This is a genomic window from Halanaerobium sp. ST460_2HS_T2 (genome assembly GCF_003337665.1).
GTDB lineage: Bacteria > Bacillota > Halanaerobiia > Halanaerobiales > Halanaerobiaceae > Halanaerobium > Halanaerobium kushneri.
Genome location: NZ_QPJF01000014.1, coordinates 24,668 through 46,279, shown reverse-complemented (window position 1 = coordinate 46,279; position 21,612 = coordinate 24,668). Strand labels below are relative to the sequence as shown.

16 protein-coding genes are annotated in these 21,612 nt (G+C 36.3%); all 16 read right to left on the bottom strand.

What is annotated here, in order from left to right; all coding sequences use genetic code 11:
- Positions 1-16: 16 nt before the first annotated feature.
- Positions 17-2,695: a GH36-type glycosyl hydrolase domain-containing protein gene (locus DFR80_RS08075; RefSeq protein WP_114489676.1), complete on the bottom strand. Its 2,679-nt coding sequence runs from the start codon at positions 2,693-2,695 to the stop codon at positions 17-19.
- A gap of 169 nt (positions 2,696-2,864) precedes the next feature.
- Positions 2,865-3,893: a LacI family DNA-binding transcriptional regulator gene (locus DFR80_RS08070; RefSeq protein ID WP_114489675.1), complete on the bottom strand. Its 1,029-nt coding sequence runs from the start codon at positions 3,891-3,893 to the stop codon at positions 2,865-2,867.
- Between the two features lie 164 nt (positions 3,894-4,057).
- Positions 4,058-5,137 carry a GGDEF domain-containing protein gene (locus tag DFR80_RS08065; protein WP_114489674.1) on the bottom strand — a complete coding sequence of 360 codons (1,080 nt, stop codon included), beginning with the start codon at positions 5,135-5,137 and terminating at the stop codon, positions 4,058-4,060.
- Positions 5,138-5,266: 129 nt separating this feature from the next.
- Positions 5,267-7,624, bottom strand: coding sequence for an alpha-xylosidase (yicI, locus tag DFR80_RS08060; RefSeq protein ID WP_114489673.1), 2,358 nt, complete (start codon positions 7,622-7,624; stop codon positions 5,267-5,269).
- Positions 7,625-7,742: 118 nt separating this feature from the next.
- Positions 7,743-8,567, bottom strand: coding sequence for a carbohydrate ABC transporter permease (locus tag DFR80_RS08055; protein WP_114489672.1), 825 nt, complete (start codon positions 8,565-8,567; stop codon positions 7,743-7,745).
- A gap of 2 nt (positions 8,568-8,569) precedes the next feature.
- Positions 8,570-9,463, bottom strand: coding sequence for a carbohydrate ABC transporter permease (locus DFR80_RS08050; RefSeq protein WP_084566122.1), 894 nt, complete (start codon positions 9,461-9,463; stop codon positions 8,570-8,572).
- A 67-nt stretch (positions 9,464-9,530) separates the two neighbouring features.
- Positions 9,531-10,751: a sugar ABC transporter substrate-binding protein gene (locus DFR80_RS08045; RefSeq protein ID WP_076544678.1), complete on the bottom strand. Its 1,221-nt coding sequence runs from the start codon at positions 10,749-10,751 to the stop codon at positions 9,531-9,533.
- Positions 10,752-10,858: 107 nt separating this feature from the next.
- On the bottom strand, positions 10,859-12,907 hold the full coding sequence (locus DFR80_RS08040) for a TIM-barrel domain-containing protein (protein ID WP_076544677.1): 2,049 nt from the start codon (positions 12,905-12,907) through the stop codon (positions 10,859-10,861).
- A 124-nt stretch (positions 12,908-13,031) separates the two neighbouring features.
- Positions 13,032-14,981 carry a glycoside hydrolase family 127 protein gene (locus tag DFR80_RS08035; protein WP_084566121.1) on the bottom strand — a complete coding sequence of 650 codons (1,950 nt, stop codon included), beginning with the start codon at positions 14,979-14,981 and terminating at the stop codon, positions 13,032-13,034.
- A gap of 39 nt (positions 14,982-15,020) precedes the next feature.
- Complete coding sequence (locus DFR80_RS15475) at positions 15,021-15,275, bottom strand: substrate-binding domain-containing protein (RefSeq protein ID WP_076544676.1); 255 nt, start codon at positions 15,273-15,275, stop codon at positions 15,021-15,023.
- A complete protein-coding gene (locus tag DFR80_RS08025; RefSeq protein WP_158537697.1) occupies positions 15,256-16,311 on the bottom strand; it encodes a LacI family DNA-binding transcriptional regulator in 1,056 nt (351 codons plus the stop codon). The genes DFR80_RS15475 and DFR80_RS08025 overlap by 20 nt, the downstream gene beginning before the upstream one ends.
- Positions 16,312-16,420: 109 nt before the next feature.
- Positions 16,421-17,191: an MATE family efflux transporter gene (locus DFR80_RS15405; protein WP_233493780.1), complete on the bottom strand. Its 771-nt coding sequence runs from the start codon at positions 17,189-17,191 to the stop codon at positions 16,421-16,423.
- Positions 17,173-17,796: an MATE family efflux transporter gene (locus DFR80_RS15400; protein ID WP_233493779.1), complete on the bottom strand. Its 624-nt coding sequence runs from the start codon at positions 17,794-17,796 to the stop codon at positions 17,173-17,175. Before DFR80_RS15400 ends, DFR80_RS15405 begins: the two co-directional genes overlap by 19 nt.
- A 45-nt stretch (positions 17,797-17,841) precedes the next feature.
- A complete protein-coding gene (locus DFR80_RS08015; RefSeq protein ID WP_076544673.1) occupies positions 17,842-19,125 on the bottom strand; it encodes an MFS transporter in 1,284 nt (427 codons plus the stop codon).
- A 247-nt stretch (positions 19,126-19,372) separates the two neighbouring features.
- Positions 19,373-20,500 carry a glycerate kinase gene (locus DFR80_RS08010; RefSeq protein ID WP_076544672.1) on the bottom strand — a complete coding sequence of 376 codons (1,128 nt, stop codon included), beginning with the start codon at positions 20,498-20,500 and terminating at the stop codon, positions 19,373-19,375.
- A gap of 62 nt (positions 20,501-20,562) precedes the next feature.
- A complete protein-coding gene (locus tag DFR80_RS08005; RefSeq protein ID WP_076544671.1) occupies positions 20,563-21,537 on the bottom strand; it encodes a D-2-hydroxyacid dehydrogenase in 975 nt (324 codons plus the stop codon).
- Positions 21,538-21,612: the final 75 nt, after the last annotated feature.

The following is a 21,612-nucleotide window of genomic DNA, read 5'->3' as shown; positions in this document are numbered from 1 at the left end:
CCTGTTGAATTAATTTTTAACTCAAAACTACTTCTATTTTTAGTTCTTCTTCTCCGCTGTCAGCAATTAAACTGCGCTCAATAACTGCAGCTCTGCTTTTGTTTTCAAAACCTACAGCCTGACCATTAATTTTAACTTCCTGAACCTGATATTCAGCTGCTTCAAGCTGATTTGTATTTAAATAAGTAATATTTAAAAGTTTGTCAGCAAAAATAGTTTTCACTGCAGCTTCACCCTGATCATCAAAGTGAGATTTAAGTAATTTAGGATCAAGAATTAAATTACCCAGTTCACCCCTGACACCAAAAATCTGTGTTACTACTGTTAAAAGTAACCAGCTGGCACTACCTGTTAGATAGGGATACATTCCCCTTCCCCGCTGATTAATATACTCAGGAATACCGGGGTAAGTTCTGCTTGTATCAAAATCTCTGCAGTGCTGATAGATATAATCAATTACTTTGTGACCTGCCTCAGCAAAGCCCTGTTTATAGAGAGCGTTACTGTACATTACTGCCATATGGCTGAACATTGCTCCATTTTCTTTGTGGCCATAGGCAAAACCAAATAAGCGGCCCAGATTCGTCTTAAGTTCTTTAAAATCAGTATTTAGTCGATAACCGCCAACACTTAAATCTTTAAGATATTTATCGGCTGAATCCACAACCTGCTGAATTTGATCCTCATCTGCTGCACCTGCCATTACCGGAAATACCTGTCCGGTCAGAGTCATTCTAACTCCTTTAGGATGATCTCCTTCCAGGCGCTGACCGTCATCATCATAATAACCGTTATAAAATTTATCTCCGGCTTCTGTTTCAATCCATTCATTTTTATTTAAATGATCAAAAATAGACTGCCCTTTGCTTTCTAAGTCACTGATCAGATCAGTTAAAGTAATTTCTATTTTGCGGCCGCTAATTCCCTGCTTACAGGTGCGGCGATAATCACTTAAAACTTCCCTTTTATAGTCAACTGACTGATAATTAAAATCTCTTTCTATTGTATCGAGCAGAATACTCAGTTCTTCAGCTAGCTCAATCTTTTCAATTGATTTTTCTGCTGATAGGGCTTTTAAAAGTTCAGCCAGCTCAAGCAGGTTGCTGCCGTAAAGGGCCGTAAAGGCTACACTTTCGCCTCTGTTTTCCGCCATATCGAGGCCATCATTCCAGTCCCCATTCTTAAGCAGGAAGTTATTATGTTCTCCTACATCAAAAAAGTGAGTTAGGTGCTGAACCAGAAAATGCTCAATTACACTTCCCTGATAAATCTCATCATTTTTATCTTTAAGTTCACTGCCCGCTTCAAAATAACTCTGTTCTTTTAACAAAAATTCTAAATCTCCGCTCTGATCAATATATAATTTCGTTGTCAAAAGAGGCCAGGCACCGTGATCCATCCAGACTCTTTTGATATCATTTCGATCAGCCTTAAATTCTCCCGGCTCTGATCCGATTATAGTTGCATTACTGCCGTCAATTCGAACTCCAGAAAAGTTATTGTATAATAAATCGCTTACCGGCTCCGGCTCCATTAAAAGCAGTGCCAGACAGTCCTGCCATAAATCTCTCCAGCCGCGTCCACCGCGTCCATAGTCATGACTGGGTAAAAAAGAACAGCCGTAAATTCTTCGTAAAATAGGCTGCAGGGTTACCCACTTCATCCACTGGTCAAATTCCTGATCGGCAGAGTCAAAGTCAACTACAGCAAGTTTTTGCTGCCAGTAATCCCTGTTTTCTGTCAGGTATTTCTCAAATTTATCTCCGCTGCAGTATTTAGCTGCCAGCTGATCAAAATCAATATCTTCTTCTGCAATAGCTACTGCTAAAACATAGGAAATCTCTTCCCCCGCTTTAAGAGTAACTTCATCAAACCTTAAAGCACCAACTGTTTCATAGCCATCTATTTCTTCTCCGGCTGCCAGATAATTATCCAGACTCTTTACAACAGCTTCCGGCCACTCTAAATTACCACCATCACCAATATAATCTTCCAGCACTGGAAAAAATCCTGCTGGAGCTTTTCCATTTTCATCTCCACCTAAAACAGCATAAGAAACTTCGTTCTGCTTATGTCCCCGCTCATCAAAAGAAAGAGTCGGTTTAACAACAACTCCACTTTCTATAGTCTTAGTTCTGTGTAAAAGTGAAGTTACATGGCGGTGATCTCTTAAGTTATCAGCTGAACGTCCGTAAATTGGTACTGCCGCTGTTGGCTCAATTTTTAATTCCTCGGCACCAGTATTTTTAATCTTAACCCGCATCAATTCTACTGTATCCGAATTAGTAGGAACAAAATTTGTGATCTCTGACTGCACATTTAATTTCGAGTTTGATCTGGTAATTTTATGCCAGAGCAGACCCGCTTCCAGCTCAACATCCTCTTCAGCTTCATCACTAAATTGGTTTGAGAATTGAGCGGCAGAATTACCTGCAGCTGACCAGACATGCTGGTCATTAATTTTTAACCAGAAGTTTCTGGCAGATTTGGTATTGTGCAGGTCCTCTAAAGATACCGGTCTCATTGCAAAGGTGTTCTGCCCCGTCTTGATGTCTCCGTGCAGACGTGGTGTGATTGCCGACATCATTTCTGCTTCATTTGCCAGGGGAAAATATAAGTAAGTGCTCTGGTCAATATTTTCAACTTTAAATTCTCCATTGTCACCGATAAATTTCCATTTATCCAGTTTTCTCATTTTTAAACCCTACCTTTATAAAAATATTATCTTAACTTAAGACTCTTTTTATCCTATCATCCAAACTTCTATGATTTGTGTTATTAACTAAATTCTTTTCGGGAATGCTCCCAAATTTATTAAAAATATAATTTTACTTTTTTGCAGTAAAATTATATATTATTCCATATTAATTTAATTTTTTAGTAGAAGCTCTTTCTATTAATTCCATCTGAAAGATTAAATCTTCAGAATGAGAGTTATTAATCTCATTTTCTAATTTATTAATTAACTTCTCCATACCCTGATATCCCATCTCAAAAGCTGGTTGAGATAGAGTAGTTATTGGTGGATCCATTAGGGCGGCCATTTCTATGCCATCTATTCCAATAATAGAAATATCTTCTGGAACTCTCAATCCCATATTCTTTAAAGCTTTAAGCCCCCCAATCGCCATCATATCTGAGGAATAAAAAATAGCAGTTATCTCTGAATGTTCAGTTATTAATTTTTTCGTTACCTGATATGCTTTTTTACGAGCAAAAAAACCAGGATAAATAATTTTTTCTTTAATTCCAGCTTCGGAAAGCGCTTTCTCATAACCTGCCACTCTGTCCCTGGATGCATGGGAAGAAGCAATATCCTCTCCCTTAATATGGGCAATTTTGGTGTGACCCAGATCTATTAAGTGCTTTGTTGCCCGATATCCAGCATCGAAATTATCAGAATTCAGTTTTGGAATATTTTCATTTTTTATCTTTCTATCAACTACTACAATATCCAAATTATTACTTGCCAGATTATCTAAATAATTATCCAGCTTTTCTTCACTTCCACCACTGATCATTAAAATGCCATCAACCCTACCTTCTTCAAACATCTGAATACATTTTAACTCTTCCTCAACTACCCAGTGACTGTTGGCTAGCATCATATTATAATTAGCTTCCATAGCCTTTTTTTCTGCCCCTTTTACAAACATTGCAAAAAAGGGATCTGTAATATCGGAAATTACAAGGCCAATCGTATGTGTTTTTTTACTGGCAAGACCTTTGGCAGAACTATTTGGTTTATAATTTAAATCTTTAATCACCTGCGCGACTTTTTCGCGTGTTGAGGCTTTAACCCCAGCTTTATCGTTGATTACTCTGGAAACAGTACTTTTTGAAACTCCAGCTAATTCTGCAATTTTATAAATATCAATATTTTTATTTTTCATTTGTAACCTCACTTCTCAACTAAAAGGATTTAGTTAATAGCCGGGAGCGATCCCAAAAACTAATATTAGTATAGTATATGGTATTTATTTTGTCAAACGAATTTTCTAACAATTGAGAAAAAAACATTTTTTAAAAATATTTTTGTTCCCTGATTTCTCTTAATTTAAGCCAATTTATATTGTGCTTTACCTTCTTTTTTAGATTGATATAAAATATCATCAACCCTTTTAAAAAGTGTCTTGACCTGATCTCCCTTTTGCAATCTACTTAAACCAGCACTAACAGTTATTTTAATTCCCCGTTCATCACCCAGATCTTCAATTTCTTTATAATATTTGTCAAGTAAGCTCTGAGCTTCTATTTCACTTTTATAGCAGATTACGGCAAATTCATCTCCACCCCAGCGAGAAATCATGCTCTGGGCAGGCATTATTTTTTCCAATTTATCAGCAAGTGTAACCAGCACTTCATCTCCAATATCATGACCAAAATTATCATTGATATCTTTAAAATTATCTATATCAAATAAAATTAATGTAATACTTTTTTTCAAATGCAGCTGCTCTTTGAAAATATTTCTAATTTCCCGATCAAATGCTCGCCTATTATATTTTTGAGTTAGTGAGTCACGATTAGCCAGATTTTTCAACTTTTTGTTAGCCAGTCTTAACTTTTTAGTTGAAAGTCCCAGCTTACTTTTCTCCTGATTATAAGCATTAGCAAACTGCAGCAGCAAAAGATAGGAAGCTGATAATACAATTGGAGTCTGAATCAATTTATCAAAAAATTGAGCCTCTTCACTATGAGTGATTAAAAGTTCGGGAAAATAATGTGAAAGTGTAAACATTAGCATAAATACTGAAATCAGACTAAAAACTAGATTGTTTCTAAGTTCTTGTTTCTTAAACAAAAAGGTAATTGAAATTAAAATAAGGAATATATAAGAAAGACTGTTATTCTTACTTCCTCCTGACTGAAACCAGGAAAATGGTAGAAAAAGAAAAATTAAAAAGAGATAATAGCTTAGTTTTAATTTAAAAATATTAAATGATTCTTTTTTAATAAAGCTCAGAATTAAAAATGAGAGTCCAGCCATAATCATCCATTTGAAATTTATTATCAGACTGAAACCAATTAAAGAATTAATAACTATGTTCAGCAGAGAAATAATTAAGCCAAACAATAAGATGATCTTAAATATCTTATTTTCAAGACTTTCTCTTGTTAAAGGTGCTTTCTCCATAACTATTACTCCCTCTGTCAACTATTTATTATAAGTTAATTAAGATTAGTTACTAATTTTTTTAATTATATCATAATACATAAAAAAATGACAGCTTCAGAAGAAACTGCCATTCAAAAAATAAAGTTCTTATAATCTAATTTCAACTTCTTTTTCTAACGCTGATAGCTTTAAAATATTAGCTTCTATTTCTGCTTCTGCTCCATTTACAGCTTTAAATTCATTAAAGTCGTAAATTTTTATTTTTAGATTTTCAGCTAATTTAGAGATTCTAATTATTATTCTATCTTTTTCTTTACTGGCTTCAACTTTTAGAGCTATTTTACCGTGAATATCTGGAATTTCGACTTCGGCCTTTCTATTATTTTGCAGCTGATAAAGCCTCAAAGTTAAGTCATTTTGATAGTTATATTCTGCCTTATCATTTCTGCTTCCCACCGGAAGGATAGTATTTTCTCTGACATAAAGAGGTAGTGAATTATAATCATATTTTTCCTGATACCAGCGGCCACCTTCTTTAACCTCTCCCGTAAGGTAATGAGTCCAGCTTCCCGCTGGCAAATAATATTCGGCGCTGCCAGCTTTGTTAAAAATAGGGGCCACCAGTAATGAATCCCCCAGCATATACTGCATATCAAGATATTTGACAGCTGGATCTCTTTCGAATTCCAGCACCATAGGTCTCATTACCGGAATCCCAGTTTCTTTAGCCTTTACTGACATTGAATAAAGATAAGGCATCAGAGTCATTTTTAATTTAGTAAATTTCTTTAAAATTTCAACTGATTCCTCGTCAAAATTCCAGGGAACTCTATAAGACTCAGAACCATGCAGGCGGCTGTGGGTAGAAAGTAGACCAAATTGCACCCAGCGCTTATATAAATCCGGACTGGTTGTCCTTTCAAAACCACCAATATCATGGGACCAGAACGAAAATCCTGACATGGCAAAAGATAATCCTCCTCTTAAAGTCTCTGCCATCGAAGCATAGCTGGCTGTGCTATCTCCTCCCCAGTGAACAGGAAACTGCTGACCACCAGCTGTAGCACTACGGGCAAATAAAACAGCTTCTTCTTTTCCTTTAACTTCTTCTAAAACTTCAAAAACAGCCCTATTATATAAGTGAGTATAATAATTATGCATTGCTTCTGGTTTGGAACCATCATAATACTCTACATCTACCGGGATTCTTTCACCAAAATCAGTTTTAAAGCAATCCACTCCCATATCAAGTAAATGTTTTAAATTCCCCTGAAACCATTCGGCAGCTTCCTGATTGGTGAAATCAACCAGAGCCATCCCGGGCTGCCAATTATCAATCTGTTTAACACCCTTTCCATCTTTTCGGCTCAATAAATAACCATATTCTTGTGCTTCTTTAAACATTTCTGTTCCCTGGGCAAGGTAGGGATTAATCCAGACTGAAATTTTTAATCCTTTTTCGTGATAGCGTTTAAGCATTGGTTCCGGATCAGGGAAAATTCTCTGATCCCACTCTAAATTTGTCCAGTTCAGCTCTTCCATCCAAAAACAGTCAAAATGGAATACATCCAGGGGAATATCTCTATCTCTCATCCCCTGGATAAAGGAGGTCGTTGTTTCTTCATCATAATCAGTAGTAAAAGAAGTAGAAAGCCAGAGTCCAAATGACCAGGCAGGCGGTAAAGCTGGTCTGCCGGTTAAAGCTGTATAATTGCTCAGAACTTCTTTGTTATTTTTACCGTAGATAAATTGATATCTCAGCTCTTCTCCCGGAACAGAAAAACCTACATATTCAACTTTTTCACTTGCTACTTCAAAAGAAACATTATCTGCGTGATCAACTAAAACTCCATATCCACGACTGGTCATATAAAAAGGAATACTTTTGTATGCTACCTGCGAAGAAGTTCCTCCATCCTCATTCCAGGTTTCTACTACCTGACCGTTTTTGACAAAAGCAGTAAAGCGTTCTCCCAGTCCATATACACATTCACCAGGAGCCAGGGATAATTCTGTCAGCATATAAGGATCATAATCTGCCTTCAGATAGTTGTCTCCGGGCAGCATTGAAGAAATTTCCCTATCGTAGCGCATATAACCTAAATTTCTAAAGCCACAGGAAGTTAATATTTCTCCTTCAGCTTCAAACTGATAATTCCAATGCTCTCGATCAATTCTTATGGTTATTTCATTGACTTTCATTAAAGCTTCTTTTTCATTGATTTCTACTTCTACAGGCTGAGGGTCAGTATTTTTATCAAATTCGACATCCTTTACTTCATAACCCTGATGATGATAGCTTCTAACACTAATAATATTTTTAGCAGTAGAGGTAAATTCTACAGTTATTGTCCCCACATTAAGAGCATCAGCTCGTGACTCAATTTTTTTCTCAGGGGCAACCACCCGCATACCATTTTTTATTTTTTCAATCTTATAGGCCTGAGCGGCATAAACTGGATTTGATCTCTCACTTCTGTGCCAGTATCCTTCTGTAAATTTCATTTTCTGCCTCCATTTCTAAGTTAATATTGCCATTTTTATAATTAACTAAGATTATCTACTAAACTTAACTATCAAACTAAAAAACAAGATCTAAATAATTTTTTCTAAAATTTTTCTATTATTTAAATGCACCAGCTGAGAGGCCCTGCACAATTCTTTTCTGCAGTACAATAAAAATAATTATTAATGGCAGTGCAGTCAGTGAGGCAAAAGACATTACACTATTCCACTGAATGGCCTGGGAACCCATAAAGTTATATAAGCCTACAGTTGCCGGCTGCATATGTTCCTGATTCATCATTGAAAGTGCATAAATAAAATCTCCAAAGGCAAAAATGAAAGAAAATACTGAAACTACTACCATTCCACTTTTAGCAACAGGAAAAGTAATTTTAATTACAGTCTGAAATCTGGTGCAGCCATCAATCATAGCAGCTTCTTCAAGGTCTTTCGGCACCTGTAAAAATATAGTTCTCAGCATGATTACAGCAAAAGGTACTGCCAGGGTTGAATTTGCCAGAATCACTGCTAGATAAGTATTTGTCAACCCCATATTGTAAAAAATTATAAATAAAGGAGTTGCCATTAAAACTGGTGGTAACATCTGGGCCACCAGGAAAAACAGCAAAATCCAATTAGCCCAGCGAGCTTTTAGCCTTGCAATTGCATAAGCACCAAAAGAAGCAACAATCATTGTAAAAATCATAGAAGAACCAGCAATTATAAAACTATTTCTCAAATATCTTAAGACTCCTGCTGCAAAAACTCTCTGCAGAGGCTCAAATGTTATGTTTGTCGGTATCAGTTTTGGCGGATATTCAAACAAATCCTGTGGAGGTTTAAAACCCGAAACAAACATCCAGTACAGGGGAGCAAAATAAAGTATTAAAATTAAAATTGCAATCACTGAATAGAGATATTTATTATTCATTAATTTTTTCATTATTAATCTTCCTTCCCTGCTATATAATTAATATAAACGATTGAAAACACAAGCATAATTAAAAACATTAAATTGGCAACTACCGCTCCCTGACTAAAGTTGAAAAAGTCAAAAGAAAGTTGATAGGACCAGGTTGGCAGTACATTAGTAGCATTTACAGGCCCTCCACCTGTCATAACCCAGATAAGAGCAAAAACTTTAAAAGTATAAATAATTCCCAGCATCAGAGTAGCAGAAATTGTCTGTCTGAGCATCGGAATAGTCAGAAAAAATAACTTTTGAAACCAGTTGGCTCCATCAATTTCTGCCGCCTCAAAAACAGTCTGGGGCAGACCAGTTAAACCACCGATTAAAAGCATCATATTAAAGGGGATCCCCAGCCAGATATTTGCAATTAAGATTCCGATCATTGCCATATCAGGATTAGTAAGCCAGCTAATATTATTAGTCAGCAGATGAAATTGAGAAAGAAAATAATTAATTAGACCAAAATCAGTATTTAATAACCACTTCCAGACAGTACCCACAACCACTGGTGGTATAACCCAGCCAACTACAATAAAACCTCTGACAAAATTATTTAAAGGAAAATTTTTAACTAAAAACATAGCTAACGCAAAACCAATTATAAACTGAAAAAAAACACTTCCCAGAGTAAAAATTACTGAATTTTTAAAAACTACCAGGAAAGTGGAATCAGTAATTATATTAATATAGTTTTCTAAACCAACAAATTCTTTGTCCGGTCTGGCTAAAGTCATTACATTTACATCCTGAAGACTTATAATAAAGTTATAGATAATTGGATAGGCTGTAAATATACCCATAAAAATAATAGAGGGTGCTAAAAAAACATATAAATAACCTTTTTTACGCATCCAATTTTTAAAATTCATTTAGACTCTACTCCTTCCTTTTTCTAAATTAGGCCCTGGTACAAATCCAGGGCCCTGATATGATATTTTATTCAAGTATTGATTTTAGATTTTCTGCAGCCTCTGCTAATGCTTCTTCTGGAGTTGCCTGACCGGTTAATGCTTTCTGCATTGCTATCTGAATCTCGTTTGAAATCTGCGGCCATTTTGGATGTGGACCTCTTGCTTTAGCATATTCCAATTGTTCTAGGAACTTACTCTGAACTGGATCATCTGTCCAGTAGGTTGACTCTTCTGCCACATCACTTCTGGAAGGTAATCTACCACCTTCAATATACATTTGCTCGACAAAATCCCTACGCTGAGTCCACTTAATAAACTCCCAGGCTTCTTCGACATGTTTAGCACCACTCATAATGGCAAAGTTTTCTCCACCAAGCGCAGATGCTCTAATCCCAACATCTTCTTTATAAGGAAGTAGTGCAACACCCCAATCAAAATCTACATCTTCCAGCTGACCTAAATCCCAGGGACCTGTCATTGTCATTGCAGCATTCTGACTGGCAAAAACTCCCATGGCACTGGATTGATCAAAGTTAATTGATTCAGGAGTCATCCAGCCATTTTGATACATATCAGCTAATAATCTTAAACCATCTGCTGCTTCTGGAGTATCAAGACTATAAATATCTGCTCCGGCCATCTGTAAATAAGGCAGGAACTGAAATACTCCATCTTCTGCTTTGCGGGCACACATTGATAGTCCTCTTACATTTGCTTCTTTATCAGTCAACTTTTCTGCATACTCTCTAAAGTCTGCCCAGGTTTCTGGTGGCCCTTCTAAACCGGCTGCTTTTACCATATCTTTATTATAGAATAAGACAATTGTATTACTATTTTGTGGTATTCCGTAGTTGCGGCCTTCATACATTGTTGAATTCCAGGGACCATCAAAATAGAGGTCTGCCTGTCCCCAATCCTCAACATATTCAGTAATATCTGCAAAAGCACCCATAGCAGCATATTGAGCATGGTCAGGATTATCAACAAAAATAATATCCGGGACTGTATTGGTTGTAATCGCTTTAGTTACCTCACGCTTAAAATCTGCAAATGGTATATATCTGTGTTCAATTTTTATATCTTCATGGCTTCCATTCCACTTATCAACAGCCCAACGCAGGGCATTTGTTCCTGGAGCAAAATAGTGCCAGACAGTAACAGTTGTCTGAGCCATTACAGCTGTAGAAATACTCAGAACCAATAATATTGAAATTAAACTAACTAATAAAACTGAACGTTTTTGCATTTTTTTACCTCCTAGAATTTTTTAACTTATTATCAGAGCCAACTGTAACTACATTTTCACCTCCTATTTTATTATTCTAAATTATAGCCAGTACTTTACTATAAGAATTATTCTTTTATCGGTAAATCTGCATCATTTTTCAAAAATAATGGAATAGTATCCAATTCCGCCTTAACTGTTACCACCTGGCCACCTTTAAATTCTTCTTCGCTCCAGGCATTTTTCCAGACTGCTCCTTCAGGTAAATATACCTGACGCTGATATTTTTCTTCTTCAATAACAGGTGCTACCAGAAGATCAGGGCCAAAGAGATACTGATCATCAATATCCCAGCTTCTCTGATCATCAGGAAAATCATAAAAAAGCGGTCTAATAACCGGGGTTCCATCCCTGTGGGCTGCTTCCATCTGTTCAGCAATATATGGTTTGATTCTTTCTCTTAGGAAAAGGTATTTTTTCATAATTTCAAAATACTTTTCACCATAACTCCAGACCTCATTTTCGGCTCCACTTCCCAGCTTTCCAATGCCTGAGATCATATCATTTTCAAAGTCACTGCCTGGCATCCGATAGCCGTGCAGTCTAAAGACCGGACTAAAACAGCCAAATTCAAACCAGCGGATCAGCAGTTTTTTAAAGTCTTCGTCATTTATATTTGCTCCCTGAAATCCACCGATATCAGTAGTTACCCAGGGAATACCGGCAATTCCCATTGAAAGACCTGCCCGCAGCTGACGCTGCAGTGAATTAAAAGTAGAGTCAATATCTCCAGACCAGACTAAAGCTCCATAACGCTGACTTCCAGCCCAGGCACAGCGGAGCAGATTAAGCGGGTTTTCCATTCCCTCTGCTCTCATTCCATCATAAAAGGTTTTGGCATATTTAACAGGATAAATATTGCCAACTTCAAGATTTGAGCCCAGATAATAGCGGTAATTATCAAAATCATATTCTGTATATTCGGGTTCTGCTTCATCAAGCCAGAAGATATTTACACCTTTGTCCCAGTAATTTTGCTTAATTTTATTCCAGACAAATTTTCTTGCTTCAGGATTTGTAGGATCAAAAAACACTTCCTGACCAAACATCTGCATGGTAACTCTAACCCCACGCTCTGTTCTAACTAAATATCCTTTTTCCATCATTTCAGCAAAATTTTCACTTCTATAATCAACAGTTGGCCAGACAGAAACCATCACTTTGATCCCCATTTCTTCTAATTCTTCAATCATTGCTTCGGGATCAGGCCAGCAGTCAGGATCAAATTTATATTCTCCCTGCTGAGTCCAGTGGAAAAAGTCAACAACAATTACATCCATCGGCAGACCTAAATCTTTATGTTTGCGGGCGACCTCCATAACTTCTTCCTGAGTGCGGTATCTCAGCTTACACTGCCAGAACCCCATTCCATAATCAGGCATCATCGGCACTTTACCGCTTACATCTGCATAATTTTCTTCAATTTCAGCTGGTGTATCACCGGCAGTTATCCAGTAATCTACCTGTTTGGTGCTTTTGGCCAGCCACTCTGTTCCATTCTTGGCAAAGGTAACAGAACCAATTGCTGGATTGTTCCAGAGAAAACCATAACCTTTATTTGAAAGCATAAAAGGGACTGAGGCCTGTGAGTTGCGGTGAGCTAACTCAAGGGTACAGCCTTTTTGATTCAAATAGTTATGCTGGTACTGTCCCATTCCATAAATTTTTTCGTTATCATCAGCTTTAAAGCGGAAAACTGCCCGATAGTTTTCTCCTTCTACAGCCTTCATTTCCCGGCCGCTTATTTCCAGAGACATACTTGGATCATCTTTGCGCCGCTGCCAGTTTTCCTGAACTAAAGTTTCTCCTTTTTGATTTTTAAAAGTTAAAACTCCGGCTGAATTAAAAATCGCTGTTATTTTCCCATTGCTTATTCTGGCATAGTTTTTATCTTCTTCAAGATTCATCTCTAATAGTTCATCTTTATTTGCTTTAGCATTTTCTACAATTTCGATTTCTACTTCAGCTGATTTTTGTGGAAGTAGAGCCCAGTCATTCTCGGTAAAATCACTGTTATGAGTAACTCGAACTCTCAGCGAATCTTTACCCCAGGCTTCAACCATTACTTTTTCGTTGTCATATAAGTATAATAGTTTATCTCCTTCTTGCTTGAACATTGCGCTCCCCCTTTTTTGAATTGCTTATATTTTCAGAATTTTTAACTCAAAAACCCCCCTTTCTGAGTGGTTTTTTATAATAAATAATTAATCTCATATTACTCGTTTTTAATAATTATTTTAATTAATTAGAATTTAACCAGACAGCCATTTCTCCTTCTCCTCTGTTGTTCCAGCTGTAATAGGGTACAGCTTTAACTTCAACTTCTCTGCTTCCAGGTTTTTGGGTGCTGTAAAGATCTCCTTCCCAGCCTAAACTATCTACTTTTTTAGCCCTGGTTTTTATGGTAGTTACTCCCCCCAGCAGGTCTTTTTCAAATTCAGCTTTTAATTTTGCCTCTCTTGCAAATGTTAAAGCAGCTAAATTTTTACCGTTATCCACTTCTTCAAAAGTATAAACTATAGGACCTCTCTGAAGTGCAGCTTTATTAAGATCTTCTTTTATTTCGGGATTAGCATAAACTTTTTCAACTGGCATTTTGAGAATTAATTTTAGCTTATCATTCTGCCAGCTCCGCTTTAATCTCAGATATCCATCCTCCAGATGTTCTGTTATATTAATATTTTTCCCATTAAGCTGTAAGGCTGCTTTTCTGCACCAGCCGGGAATTCTTAAAGCTAAAGTAAATTCTGCCGCTTGTTCTGCTTTAAGCTCTATCTCTACCTCTTCCTCCCAGGGATAATTAGTATTTTGAATAATTTCTATTTCCTGACCACCAAATTCCACCTTAGCTTGACTGTCACTATAAAGATTAACATAAAGTTCTTCCTCATTTTGAGAATATATATAGCTGCCAATTGAAGTCAGGAGGCGGGCCAGATTTGGAGGACAGCAGGCACAGCCAAACCATTTCTGCCTTACAGTCTTAACATGGCGGTGATCATTCCTATTTTTAGCTACCTCAGGTTTTACTTCAAGAGGATTAACATAAAAGAATCTCCTGCCATCTTCTGACATCCCACTTAAAGCGCCATTATATAGGGCGCGCTCCATTACATCTGCATATTCACCCTTTTTTTCTAAATGCAGCATTCTCTGAGCAAAAAAGACTAATGCCACTGCTGCACAGGTTTCTGTATAAGCTGTATCATTGGGCAGATCATAATCAATAGTAAAGGCCTCTCCGTGAACTGTTGAACCAGTTCCCCCTGTAATATACATCTGCTTTTTAGTGGTATTACTCCATAGCCTTCTGCAAGCTTCAATTAAACTCTGATCTCCACTTACTCTGGCAGTATCTGCCATTCCGCTGTACATATAGAGTGCTCTGACTGCATGACCGGCTGCAGCATTTTGCTCTCTAACCGGAGCATGTGCCTGATAATATTCGCGTTCTGTATTCTGCTTAAAATCAGGCCAGTGGTTTACTTTTCCTCGCTCTTCCCACTCTTTTTCAAAGTAAAATGGTTCTTGACCTCTCTGATCAATAAAATATTTGGCTAAATCTCTGTATCTTTCTTCACCAGTAACATTAAATAATTTAATTAATGCCAGCTCGATTTCCTGGTGGCCGGGATAACCCTTTAGTTTATCAGCTTCCAGACCGAATATGCTGTCAATTAAATCAGCATTTTTCTGCATTATCTTCAGCAGCTTATCTTTCCCGGTTGCTTTATAATAGGCTACTGCAGCTTCAATCAGATGACCGGCACAGTAGAGTTCATGACATTCAGCCAGATTCTTCCACTTCATCTCAGGCTCTTTAACAATAAAATATGTATTTAAATAACCATCATCCTGCTGGGCCTCTCCAATCAGATCAATAACTTCGTCTGCTCTCTTTTCCAGCTCAGGATCAGGATTAACTGTCAGCTGATAGGCAACTGCTTCCAGCCATTTTGCCACATCACTGTCCTGAAAAACCATCCCGTGAAATTCACCTTCCGAACGGCCAGCCGCAATTCTAAAATTCTCAATTGCATGGCTGGGTTCAGTATCAGGAAGCTCATCATTTAAAGCCTGCCACTGATAGGGAATTACTTCTTTCCGCACCAGCTTATTTTTCTGAGCCAACAATCCTGATATTAATTTTACTCTTTTTAAATCAACTGCTTTTAAATTTTTTTTGCTCATTCTATACTCCTTTCTTCTATTTCGAAACACAAAAACACTTTAAACTTTTATTGTTGAATCCCTAAGCATAAGTTTGGTGGGCACAGTAATTTTAACAGGATAAGTTCTTTCATTACCATTTAATTTATTAAATAATAAATTTGCTGCCTCTTTACCCATTTCAACTTTTCTGACCTTCATAGTTGTTAAAGCTGGTTTTATCTGCTTAAAATGAGTTACGTGTGTCAATATACTCAAATAGAAATGAGTTACGTGTTTCAAAATACTTAAAAATTTATAAATAATGATAATCATTATAATATTTCAGATTTTCTCTCATCACAACTTCCAGTCTGGTTATATATTCTGATTTCTCTATTTCTCTATCTTCTGCCAGCATCTCAAAAAGAATTCGAACCGGAAAATAACCCTGGCTGTAGGGTTCCTGACAGATTACTGCTTCAATTACATCTTCATTAATAAAAGGAATAAATTTATCAAAAAGATCAAAGCCAATTACATTTATCTGATCTTTTTTGCCCATTTCCTTAACTACTTTGGCAACCAAATATAAACTCTGATTTACTACATAAAATGCTTTAAGATCTGGATTATCTTCAATAATTTTTTTAATGTAATCAATATCTTTATCAGTATAGGAATCACTAATGCCAAAGTGATCATAAATAGTATAAGGACCAATTATTTTGTGAATAGAACTTTCTTTTAAAATACTATAAAAACCTTCAACCCGTTTTTTACCAACTAAATCATCTTCATTACTAATAATTGCTATCTTGCCCGGTTTAGAAGTTATTTTTTCAATTATTTCTCCCGAAATTCTCCCTGCTTTAAAATAATCACAGCCAAAATAAAATAGGCGCTTACTCTCAGGTGCATCACGATTAAAGGTTACTACAGGAAGATCCTGCTCAATAAATTCATTAATTAACTCAGTTAAATTTTTGGGATTCCAGGGAGCTACAATCAATCCATCTATTTCGGTTTGCATTTGCTTAATCTGTTTTTCCTGTTCTTCAGCTGAACCGGCCTCTTTAATAATTAAATTAAGTCCATATGCCTGCAACTCATTATAAACATCATTAATACCTTTTCTAATCTGAGCTGCAAAATTCTCAGGAAGATAATAAGAAATCCCAATTGTACAACTTGTTCTTTTAGAAAGATGTTTTGCTGCCCGATTGGGCTTATAATTTATTTTTTCTATATAATCTAAAATTTTTCTCTTAGTTTCGGGAGCTACACTCCCTCTATTATTTATTACTCTATCTATGGTGCTGCGAGATAAATTGAGTTTTTCTGCTATATCTGAAATGGTTATATTTTTCATTTTCATAAATATCAGCCTTTCCTAAATGAAACACGTATCTCATTATTTATATTCACCATAAAAAGACAAATTCCTTCTTAAATTAAGGAATTTGTCTAATTTTTTTGAATTAAATAGCCTTTTCCTCTTTCCACTTACCTCTTTTAAACCAGACAGCACCAATAATTGCACTTAAGAAATTGGAAAGAAACATTCCCCACCAGATACCACTGGTTCCAAACTGAAAATATTCGGATAAAAGTCTGGCTAGAGGAACTCTAAAACCCCAGAGAGCAACCACTGCCAGTACCATTGCTGCCACTGTATTACCTGCTCCTCTAAATGAGCCCCCAATTACTATTCTAACTCCTAAGAAGCCAAAAGATAAACCTACAATTTTGAGAAACGCAACTCCAATTTTAACTACTTCTGGATTATTATTAAATACTGAAATGATTTGAGCCGGAAAAAATTGAGTAATTAAAATTAATGCTGTCATTAGTCCAAAAGTTAGACCAACAGATGTCCAGGCAATCTTTTCAGCCCTATCGGCGTTATCAGCACCCATTGTCTGCCCTACCATAGTTGTAGTGGCCATGGAGAGTCCCCGCATCGGCATCATTACTACCGATAAAATCCTGTTTCCAATTCCATAAGCAGCAACCGCCAGAGTTCCAAACTCAGATACTATACCCATTAAAAAAGTCATTCCCAGAGCAATAATTGACTGCTCTGCTGCCGAAGGTGTTCCCAATTTTATGATCTTTTTTTGAACTTCAAAATCAGGAACTAAATTTTTGGCCCGGAGTTTAATACCTTTTTTACCTTCAAATAATAGATAGACTCCATAAAGGCCGGCTAAGGCTCTTGATAAAACTGTAGCTATTGCTGCACCGCGCACTCCCATCTGGGGAAAAATCCCCATCCTAGAATTATAAAGGGATCAAGAATTATATTGAAAACAGTTGAAAAAATCATCATTTTCATAGGAGTTTTTGTATCTCCAACTCCCCTTAAAAGCGCTGTAAAAACAAAAAAGATAAACATAAACGAAACACCGGCAAAAATAATATCCAGATAGGAAACTGCATCAGCCATAATATTTGCAGGCGCTCCTATCCAGCCGAGAATTGTTCTATCAAAAATAAATCCAGTTGTTCCAAATATAATTGATAGAAAAATTACAAGAGTAAAAATTTGACCGGCTACATGATCAGCCATTTCCTTATCATCAGAGCCGGTATACTGAGCTACTAAGGTAGTCCCTGCAATAGTCATTCCACCACCGATTGAAATTAATAAAAAAACTAAGGGAAAACCTACAGAAATAGCTGCTACCGAATCCGCTCCCAGTTTTCCGACCCAGAATGTATCTGCCAGGTTATAAAGCACCTGCATTGTATTACCAACCATAATTGGCCAGGATAACTTAAAGAGTGTTTTAGGTATTGAACCATTTAAAATTGCTTCTCTATTATTTGTTTTATTCTGTTTTACTTTTTTCATAATATATCACCTGTCTTATATTCTTATTAAAGTCAATAAAATATTTTAAGCTCTGTTTTCCAGACCCTTATTATCTCTAAAAACTACCAAGGCAAGAATTAAAACTGCTGCAGAAGCCAGGACTATTCCTACTTTAAACATTACTGACATTCCAAAATTATCAATTAAATAGCCACCTAAAAGACTGCCAATAATACCCGCTGCTCCAAAAGCAGACATCATAGCAATGCTCTGAGCTGTTGTCTTTAGTGCTGCTGGTGCTACCAGTTTTACATAATAGCGAACTGTTACCAGAAAAACTCCAAAGGAAAGCGACTGCAGCATCCCAAAAAATAAGAAGTAAACTGGAGAACTGGCTAAAGCAGCAATTATAAATCTAATTAAATAAAAGAAAGCTGAAAATAAAAGTAATGAGTTGGTTTTATACTTTTCTAAAAAATATTTAGCCACAAAAAAAATAGGGGCCTCACTTAAAGCATTAAAAAAGAGAGTATATCCTAAATCCGTAGAATTACCACCAACAGATTTAATAATCGGTGCCAGATAGACAAAAAGCATCTGGTTTGGAATAAAGATTAGCAAAGTAATTAAAAGAATAAAAATATAATCGGGATTTTTAAACAGCCGCAAGATATTCTTTTCATTAACTTCAGCTGGAGTCTCCTTAGCTGCTTCCAAATTTAATTTTTTAGCCTCAGATTCTTTTTGCGAATTTTTTATTGAATTATCATCTTTTTGATTAAGACCACTATAACTTTTATCTTTAATACTCAAAGCAATTAAAATTACTATAAAAACAACTACTCCATAACTTAAAAAATGAATGCGCCAGCCAAATCGTTCTATTATCTGACCAAAAACTGTTACAATGATTGCAAAACCAATCGAACCCCAGGCCCTCATAAAACCATAATTATGAGCAGTATGAGCAGAAGTTTCTAAAATCCAGCTATCTAAAACTGACTGCTGAGGCTCCCAGAGAAAACCAACTACTCCTATAGAAATTGCAAGCATAAAATCACCATAAAAAGTTAGAGGGGTTACAAAAACCGCCATTAAAAACATGGAAATCAAAAAAACAATTTTTCTGCTTTCCAGACGGTCACATAAATATCCAACAATTGGAGGGCCAATTAAACCCATAAAGGTCCTAATCGACATCAGAGTTCCAATTCTCATATTGCTGTAACCTAAATCTGTTAGATAATAAACTAAATAAGCACCGTAGATGGCCCAGGTGCTCCAGAAGAAAAATTGCAGAAATGAAAATTCTGCAATTATTTTATAGGAATCATTTGCTTTGATTTTTCTAATCAAGTTATTCAACATCTTTTAGGTACCGGGCACTTAATAGATTATGTGAACCCAATATCTCCTTTCCAGTATTAATTTAAGTTTTTAATAAATACACCTTACTTATATAATACTAGAGAATTATTAAAATACCTTTAATAAATCCAAAATAATTATAAATTAAATTAATTATAAATTATAAATATTTTATATACTCCAATCATCAAAAAATCATCAAAATAAATTCATTTTCTAAACTTAAATTATTATATTATTTAATGTTCTAAAGCTTAATAGTTCTAATTATTTGTTCACTTAAATTAGCTAAAAGCTCGGGGCTTCTTTCTACAATTTCTTTTAAATCAGCCGGTCGATCAATAATAGAAAAATAAGATTTAATTCCGTGTTCTAAAACTTTTTCTACTCCATCTCCTAAGGTCCCAGCTACAGCAACAACTGGAATCCCTTTTTTAGCTGCAGTTCTAGAAACCCCAACAGGAGTTTTGCCATAAATACTTTGACCATCCAACATTCCTTCTCCTGTAAGCACTAAGTCTACTCCTTTTAATTTGCTCTCAAAATCAATAATATCAAGGATAATATTTACTCCTGCTTTTAGTTCTGCATCTAAAAAAACTACAAGCCCTGCTCCCAGGCCACCAGCTGCTCCAGCTCCCGAAATCTGATTTGGATCTTTATTTAATTCCTTAATTGCAATTTGATTAAAATAACGTAAATTTTGATCAAGTTTTTCCACCATCTCTTTATCTGCTCCTTTCTGCGGAGCATAAACATAGGCGGCGCCATTTTCACCGAAAAGTGGATTATCTACATCACAGGCCACCAGGATTTCGATATCATCTAATCTGGAATCTAAATTTTCTAAATTAATCTCTGCTATCTGATCTAAATTGCCGCCGCCAAAGCCAATTTCTTTACCCTGGGCATCCAAGATTTCTGCTCCTAAAGCCTGGGCCATCCCGACCCCGGCATCATTAGTAGCACTGCCACCAATGCCAATGATTATTTTTTTAACACCATGCTCCAGCGCTGAGGCAATTAACTCTCCTGTTCCATAGGTAGTTGTTTTTAAGGGATTCTTCTTTCCCTCAGGAACTAAAGGAAGGCCTGAGGCAGCTGCCATTTCAATCACAGCAGTTTTGCCATCCCCCAGCAGTCCGTAAAAAGCCTCAACTTTATTTCCAAGTGGTCCAGTTACCTCTTTTTCTATAATTTTCCCCTCAGTCGCATCAACCAGAGACTGAACTGTTCCCTCTCCTCCATCTGCCATTGGCAGTAAGTCAACTTCTATTTCAGAATCAGCCTTTAATATTCCTCTTTCTATATTTTCAGCTGCTTCCATTGCAGTTAATGAACCTTTAAATGAATCAGGTGCTACAAGAATTTTCAAATATATCGCCTCCATTTTAAAATAAAAAATATAATCAAACTTAAATAAATTAACTAATTTATTTATCCATTAACCTGATTAATCACATTTCCTTCTAAAAAACTTTTAAGATTCTCCAAAACTGTATTCATTAATCGCTGTCTTGCTTCTTGAGAAGCCCAGGCAATATGAGGAGTAATAATTGTTCTATCAGAATTTAAAAGCGAATTTGATGCTGCCGGGGGTTCAGTAGAAAGCACATCTACAGCAGCAGTTTTAACCTTCCCTGTTTCCAGAGCAGCTGCCAGATCGGATTCCACTATTAATCCTCCCCGAGAAGTATTGATAATAATTACACCTTCTTTCATCTGAGCAATACTAAATTTATTTATCATCCCCTCAGTCTCTTTGCTTTGGGGACAGTGAAGGCTAATTACATCAGCTCTTCTATAAAGATCCATTAAATCCACAAATTCTATCTCCTCAGTTTTAATTTCAGGATTATTAATTTTTTTCTCCGGACTCCTATCATAAGACAAAATCTTCATTCCAAAAGCTGAAGCAAGCTCTGCAGTCTTCTGACCAATACTGCCAAAACCAATTATCCCCAGCGTCTTATCCTGCAGCTCAATTAAAGGATAATTCCAGAAACAGAAATCATCTGCTTCAGTCCAGGCCCCATTTTTAACAGCTCGATTATGCTCACCAACATGATGGCAGACTTCTAAAAGCAGAGCCATCACAAACTGAGCAACTGCATTTGTTCCATATGTTGGAACATTAGTAACCACAATATTATTTTCAGCTGCAGCTTTAATATCAACCACATTATAACCGGTGGCCAGTACTCCTACATATTTAAGTTCAGGCAGGGCCTTAATTGTCTCCCTGCTTAAGGGGGTTTTATTTGTCAGCAGCACCTCTGCTCCTTCGGCTCTTTTTAAGATCTTTGCTGCTGATGTCCGCTCGTAAATTTCAACATCTCCCATTTCTTTGATGCCTTCCCAGCTTAGATCACCCGGGTTTAAGGCATAGCCATCTAAAACTACTATTTTCATAATAAATTCCTCCCTTTTATTTCTTTAACATAAATCTTTCTCAGTCAATTACTCCTCTTTTTAAAAAGCTTAAAT

What these genes read in the sequence shown, in the direction of transcription:
- yicI (WP_114489673.1), bottom strand. Translation starts at nt 7,624, where the DNA reads ATGAAATTTACAGAAGGATACTGGCACAGAAGTGAGAGATCAAATCCA.
- DFR80_RS08005 (WP_076544671.1), bottom strand. Translation starts at nt 21,537, where the DNA reads ATGAAAATAGTAGTTTTAGATGGCTATGCCTTAAACCCGGGTGATCTA.
- DFR80_RS08050 (WP_084566122.1), bottom strand. Translation starts at nt 9,463, where the DNA reads ATGAATTTTAAAAATTGGATGCGTAAAAAAGGTTATTTATATGTTTTT.
- DFR80_RS08015 (WP_076544673.1), bottom strand. Translation starts at nt 19,125, where the DNA reads ATGTTGAATAACTTGATTAGAAAAATCAAAGCAAATGATTCCTATAAA.
- DFR80_RS08040 (WP_076544677.1), bottom strand. Translation starts at nt 12,907, where the DNA reads ATGTTCAAGCAAGAAGGAGATAAACTATTATACTTATATGACAACGAA.
- DFR80_RS08075 (WP_114489676.1), bottom strand. Translation starts at nt 2,695, where the DNA reads ATGAGAAAACTGGATAAATGGAAATTTATCGGTGACAATGGAGAATTT.
- DFR80_RS08055 (WP_114489672.1), bottom strand. Translation starts at nt 8,567, where the DNA reads ATGAAAAAATTAATGAATAATAAATATCTCTATTCAGTGATTGCAATT.
- DFR80_RS08025 (WP_158537697.1), bottom strand. Translation starts at nt 16,311, where the DNA reads ATGAAAAATATAACCATTTCAGATATAGCAGAAAAACTCAATTTATCT.
- DFR80_RS15400 (WP_233493779.1), bottom strand. Translation starts at nt 17,796, where the DNA reads ATGAAAAAAGTAAAACAGAATAAAACAAATAATAGAGAAGCAATTTTA.
- DFR80_RS08045 (WP_076544678.1), bottom strand. Translation starts at nt 10,751, where the DNA reads ATGCAAAAACGTTCAGTTTTATTAGTTAGTTTAATTTCAATATTATTG.
- DFR80_RS08070 (WP_114489675.1), bottom strand. Translation starts at nt 3,893, where the DNA reads ATGAAAAATAAAAATATTGATATTTATAAAATTGCAGAATTAGCTGGA.
- DFR80_RS08035 (WP_084566121.1), bottom strand. Translation starts at nt 14,981, where the DNA reads ATGAGCAAAAAAAATTTAAAAGCAGTTGATTTAAAAAGAGTAAAATTA.
- DFR80_RS15475 (WP_076544676.1), bottom strand. Translation starts at nt 15,275, where the DNA reads ATGATTATCATTATTTATAAATTTTTAAGTATTTTGAAACACGTAACT.
- DFR80_RS08065 (WP_114489674.1), bottom strand. Translation starts at nt 5,137, where the DNA reads ATGGAGAAAGCACCTTTAACAAGAGAAAGTCTTGAAAATAAGATATTT.